The organism is Pseudomonas sp. LAMO17WK12:I10, assembly GCF_900215185.1.
Classification (GTDB): domain Bacteria; phylum Pseudomonadota; class Gammaproteobacteria; order Pseudomonadales; family Pseudomonadaceae; genus Aquipseudomonas; species Aquipseudomonas chlororaphis.
In genome coordinates this window covers 1-4,645 of record NZ_OBDX01000069.1, presented here as the reverse complement: position 1 = coordinate 4,645, position 4,645 = coordinate 1, and the positions used below count along the sequence as shown (strand labels likewise).

The 4,645-nt window shown below is 54.4% G+C and carries 7 protein-coding genes and 1 pseudogene; 3 read left to right on the top strand and 5 right to left on the bottom strand.

The annotated features are described in order from the left end of the window. Positions 1 to 48: 48 nt before the first annotated feature. The 3 genes from CRO75_RS32005 to CRO75_RS31995 all read left to right on the top strand — a co-directional run bounded on the left by CRO75_RS32005 (position 49) and on the right by CRO75_RS31995 (position 2,075). On the top strand, positions 49 to 600 hold the full coding sequence (locus CRO75_RS32005; protein ID WP_097140631.1) for a glycoside hydrolase family 19 protein: 552 nt from the start codon (positions 49 to 51) through the stop codon (positions 598 to 600). After that, positions 600 to 1,142: a lysis system i-spanin subunit Rz gene (locus CRO75_RS32000; protein WP_097140629.1), complete on the top strand. Its 543-nt coding sequence runs from the start codon at positions 600 to 602 to the stop codon at positions 1,140 to 1,142. Before CRO75_RS32005 ends, CRO75_RS32000 begins: the two co-directional genes overlap by 1 nt. 129 nt (positions 1,143 to 1,271) lie before the next feature. Continuing rightward, entirely contained in the window at positions 1,272 to 2,075 is an 804-nt protein-coding gene (locus CRO75_RS31995; protein ID WP_097140627.1) for a DNA adenine methylase, read from the top strand. A gap of 65 nt (positions 2,076 to 2,140) precedes the next feature. On the opposite strand, the gene CRO75_RS31990 is transcribed toward CRO75_RS31995, so the two are convergent. The 5 genes and pseudogenes from CRO75_RS31990 to CRO75_RS31970 all read right to left on the bottom strand — a co-directional run. Then, positions 2,141 to 2,377, bottom strand: a complete 237-nt coding sequence (locus CRO75_RS31990; RefSeq protein WP_097140624.1) for a hypothetical protein — start codon at positions 2,375 to 2,377, stop codon at positions 2,141 to 2,143. Between the two features lie 34 nt (positions 2,378 to 2,411). Continuing rightward, positions 2,412 to 2,780, bottom strand: coding sequence for a hypothetical protein (locus CRO75_RS31985; RefSeq protein ID WP_097140622.1), 369 nt, complete (start codon positions 2,778 to 2,780; stop codon positions 2,412 to 2,414). Beyond that, complete coding sequence (locus CRO75_RS31980; RefSeq protein ID WP_097140620.1) at positions 2,765 to 3,547, bottom strand: hypothetical protein; 783 nt, start codon at positions 3,545 to 3,547, stop codon at positions 2,765 to 2,767. Before CRO75_RS31980 ends, CRO75_RS31985 begins: the two co-directional genes overlap by 16 nt. A 10-nt stretch (positions 3,548 to 3,557) precedes the next feature. After that, on the bottom strand, positions 3,558 to 4,103 hold the full coding sequence (locus CRO75_RS31975; protein ID WP_097140618.1) for a PAAR domain-containing protein: 546 nt from the start codon (positions 4,101 to 4,103) through the stop codon (positions 3,558 to 3,560). Between the two features lie 252 nt (positions 4,104 to 4,355). After that, positions 4,356 to 4,645 (bottom strand): annotated as a pseudogene (locus tag CRO75_RS31970) (IS5/IS1182 family transposase); the annotation flags it as partial.

Sequence of the window (4,645 nt, the reverse complement as noted above, 5' to 3'; positions counted from 1 at the left end):
GGTGGTCGATGTGAAACCGGCCTGAGTGGCCATAACTGGAGATTCAAGATGACTGTCACTCTCAAGCAACTGCAACAGATCCTCCCCAACGCCGGCACCCAAGCCGGCGTTTTTCTTCCTGTACTGAACGCGTCGATGGTGAAGTGGGGCATCGTCACCCCGCTGCGCAAGCGTGCGTTCCTGGCCCAGGTCGGCCATGAGTCTGGCCAGCTGCGCTACGTCCGCGAGCTGGGCGGTGATCAGTACCTGGCCAAGTACGACACCGGCAAGCTAGCCGCGCAGCTGGGCAACACGCTCGAAGCCGACGGCGACGGCCAAAAGTATCGCGGTCGTGGCCTGATCCAAGTGACCGGTCGTACCAACTATCAGCGTTGCGGCGAAGCGCTGGGCCTCGACCTGCTCAACCATCCGGAGCTCCTCGAGCGTCCGGAGCACGCTGCTGACTCGGCCGGTTGGTTCTGGCATCTGACCGGTCTCAACTCGCTGGCCGACAAGGGGCCGTCGGCGTTCGAGGCCATCACCCGACGGATCAACGGCGGACTCAACGGGCTGGATGATCGTCTGGCGATCTACAAGCGCGCCGAGCAGGTGCTGATGTGATGTCCCTAGGCTGGAGGTGGGGCGTGCTGGCCCTGATGTTCGGCGCTGCGGTTGGTGCTCGCATTGCTTGGATGTGGCAGACCGATGAGCTTGCCAAGCAGGCGACGGGGTATGAGCGACAGCTCGCTGTGAAAGACCTGGCGCATGGGCGCGAGCGGGAACAGGCCGCAGTAGCAGCACTCAGGCAGTTAGAGTCGCAGCAGGCCTTGCGCCGCGAGCTGGAGGATCGCCTGCAAACCCAAGATCAAACTCACTGGAAGGAGATGAGCGATGCTCAACAAGCCCAGGCTCGCTTGCGTGATCGGCTGGCTACTGCTGATGTGCGGCTGTCAGTCCTACTCGACACCGGAACCGCTGCCGCCCAGGGTGGTGACAGTGGGATGCGAGCGCCCGCCGGCACCGCAGGCGTGGTGGATGGAGCTCTACGCGCCCAACTTGACCCAGCGCATGCTCAACGAATTGTCGTCATCACCGACGAAGGTGATCGAGGACTGATCGCGCTGAAGGCCTGTCAGGCCTACGTCCGCGAGGTCACCAAGTAGTAAAGAGGCGAGCCGGGTGGATGCGTCAACATCAAGCCCGGTCCGCCGAACCCGCAGACCCTTCCTGCAAGTCTAGCCGTGGCCCCTGCCTTGTGCACAAAGCGCGGTGAGCCTATAGCCTGTTTATCCATGAAGACTTGCAAACAACCTATCATCCCCTGGATGGGTGGCAAATGCCGCCTGGCCGACCGCTTGATCCCCCTCTTTCCCCCTCACGAATGCTATGTGGAAGTCTTCGCCGGCGGTGCCGCGTTGTACTTCATGCGTCCCCAGCCGGCTCCCGTCGAGGTGCTTAACGACATCAACGGCGACTTGGTGACGCTGTACCGGGTGGTGCAGAACCATCTGGAAGAGTTCGTCCGTCAGTTCAAGTGGGCACTCAGCTCCCGCCAGATCTTCGAGTGGCAGAAGATGACCCGCCCCGAGACGCTTACCGACATCCAGTGTGCCGCCCGGTTCTTCTACCTGCAGCAGCACGCCTTCGGTGGCAAGGTCACTGGCCAGACGTTCGGTACCGCCACCACGGGGCCGGCCATCAACCTCTTGCGGATCGAGGAGAACCTCTCGGCCGCATGGCAGCGGCTGTCTGGCACCTACGTCGAAAATCTCTCTTGGCTTGAATGTGCAGAGCGCTATGACCGCGCTCATACCTTTCACTATATGGACCCGCCTTATTGGCAGACCGCCGGATATGGCGTGGATTTCCCTTTCGAGAACTACGAACGCATGGCCGACTTCATGCGCCGCTGCAAAGGCAAGGTGATGGTCAGCATCAACGACCATCCTGATATCCGGCGGGTGTTTGAGGGCTTCCACTTCGAGTGCCTGGATATCCGCTACAGCAACACGAACCAGCGGCAAGGTAAGGCCGAGGTCACCGGCGAACTGGTGATCATGAACTGGGAGCCTGCCGCTCTAGGTGGACTGTTCTGACGACCTGATTTGTTGGTGGTCATAAGGGGGCTGAGTTTTCTATTTCAACGAGCAGATACTGTCTTTTATAGTTTCGCTCTTACAATTCGTCCCTGCTTAACCTCATTGGAATAGGTCGCCAACCGGTCTTCGATTTCCTGGTAGCTGTTCGCCATTCTGAGCAATTCCCTTGCTTCGGTTTCGAGCCCAACCTCGGATAATCGAACTGCAACCTTGAAAAGATCGACACCGGACCACTTGAGAATAGCAGCTGCTTGTTTCGGGTCTCGGCGCAGCTCTTGATTCGGTTTGGTAAGGCCCATGTAGCCTCCTTATGATTTCTATCAATGCTTATTTTTATTTTTTGGAGTCATAATTTTTCATGATTTCTTTCCATATATAGCCATAGCTATAGCGAAGCCATGCAACTTTTAGCTTGTCAAAGGCTCGGCGTATCAAACTAGATTCTCGGGCCTTGAGTTCGTTTTCTATTTCATTTAATAGCCAGTCGTCCTTGAAGCCAGTCCATACAGGAGGGACTGGTGCCTCAAGGTTGCTGAAACATACAGGGGCGACTTCTGAATACAGAATGTCTTCCACAATTTTTAAGTCATAGCCGCGAATGCGCTCTGCGATATGAGCGTAGTCGACGACGCTATCTACAAAAGTTTCAGCCAGGGCTATCTGGATACTCGCTTTCTCTTGCGGAGTCAGAATATGTCCCAATGCGAAAGCTCCTCCAGTTCATCATCGAAAGTATCGGCGATCACTCCGCCGGCTACACCTCCCGCGGCGCTTCCGATCAGTATGACGGCTATGGCGCATGCAGGGGCTGCGGGGCCGCAAATAGCAGAAACGCCTAGTCCGGCCAGAAACCCTCCTGCGGCACCAGCGCCTAAGATAGTCGCTTGACGGGCGCTCTCTTTGACTTTGTTGTCTGCTTCAAGAATTTCGTAAGTGGCCAGTGCTGCGGTCAGGATGATGCCAACCTTCCCCATGACGGACATGATCTTCGTGCCCGAGGTGAATTTGGCGTTGGCGCTTCCTGAGCGTTCTAGTGCTTTGTACAGAACTTCTTTCTGCTGCGCCTTTGAAAGTTGTTCGTAGTTTTGGCCGAATTGAGTTTTCGACTTTTCGTTGAGAATTTCTGTGTAGGTTTTGCCGGATTTTTTCTTTTTTTGTACGATGGCTAGGCCATGAGCGGAAGTGAATTTGCGATGCTCAAACATAATTTTGTTGCGCATTTCATTACTAAATTTTGTACCCTCTTCAACGCTGATGTTTCCTGCTCGTACGTCGGCGAAAATTTGTTCAGACATGCGTTTAATATTGCGTTGATAGCTCACGCGGACTCGTTCGTCTTTGATCGCATCTATAGAAAACCGTGTTGCGGCGCCCTCCATGCCAGCGACGGCCATTTCAAGAGGTGACTGTGTTAGCGTGTGTTCGCTTTTTACAACATAGCTACCGGTCACTAAGTTAGGTTCAGTCATGAGAAGATCCTTATTCCAATATTTCTTTCAATAGTCCGTCTATGCTTGATGTAGTGCAGGTATCTTCATGCTGAGCAAATTCCAACGTATGACAAAGCCTTCCGGTAGGGTTGGAGAACTTGACTGTATTGGCCGAGTCAAAGGTTCCAGACATTGAAGAGCCGTCGTCAAAATGTGCAGTGCACATAACTCCCGCATAGCTTTCAGATGCGGGAATAACGAAACCGATCCAGTTGGGAAGAATGTTCAGAGGCTCTGGAGGTATGAATGGTGCTGGCGTGTGGACGTCACCGATGATGATCGTACCGGAACCACCTATTACGATGCTGCCATGAGTACCGCCGGTATCGATAGTTGCAGCATTCTTGCCGTTGATGAATACCGTTGAGGCCAAACCAGTCGATAGGATACTGCCGCAGGTACAAACATCGTCTTGGCGTGCAGCAGGGAGCCCGTCGAAGAAAACGTTTGGGGAGCCTGTAGCTATTGGGTTGGTGCCATGCCCTGGGATCGGGCAACTGGTTAAGTCGGTTTGGCGTGCGGCTGGTTTCGCCATGATGACCTCCTGTCAAAAAATCCTGTGAAGATTCGACCTTAACAGACTGATTGACGGTATTGGAGCGTTTGAGGGGGTTAGCGGCGAGATGATTGAGTTTTTGCTTACCTCAAAACTGCTACATTGGTTAGGTTATTTTTGATGAAAGCCAGATGCTATAAGGCCTATAGCTTGGTGTTCGCCCAACCCATTATCGGAATGCTGGATGGTCAAAGATTTATATTGACCATCGATAGGAGGGTGTAGACAAAGTTATGTAGTGAGTCGGCGCGCGAGTATGCGCGCTTCGGCCAGCCACACCCACGCCTCACTCACAGCGAACAACCGGTCGTGATGCATAATTAGTCGTCGAGCCCTCTCATTCCAGGCATGAGTTCGCTCCACTACCCAGCGCCTGGGCATCACCACGAAACCGCTCGGAGCAGGTGTTACCATGAACAGATCGCCTTGTTCTGAGTGCCATTGTCCTGTTCTTCTATTGTTTGGCCCCCAGATCACTTGAACGTCGACCGCGTGTGTTTGCTGCATGCGCAGAGCCCATT

Coding starts and splice junctions, on each gene's coding strand:
- CRO75_RS32005 (WP_097140631.1), top strand. CDS start 49: ATGACTGTCACTCTCAAGCAACTGCAACAGATCCTCCCCAACGCCGGC.
- CRO75_RS32000 (WP_097140629.1), top strand. CDS start 600: ATGTCCCTAGGCTGGAGGTGGGGCGTGCTGGCCCTGATGTTCGGCGCT.
- CRO75_RS31995 (WP_097140627.1), top strand. CDS start 1,272: ATGAAGACTTGCAAACAACCTATCATCCCCTGGATGGGTGGCAAATGC.
- CRO75_RS31990 (WP_097140624.1), bottom strand. CDS start 2,377: ATGGGCCTTACCAAACCGAATCAAGAGCTGCGCCGAGACCCGAAACAA.
- CRO75_RS31980 (WP_097140620.1), bottom strand. CDS start 3,547: ATGACTGAACCTAACTTAGTGACCGGTAGCTATGTTGTAAAAAGCGAA.
- CRO75_RS31975 (WP_097140618.1), bottom strand. CDS start 4,103: ATGGCGAAACCAGCCGCACGCCAAACCGACTTAACCAGTTGCCCGATC.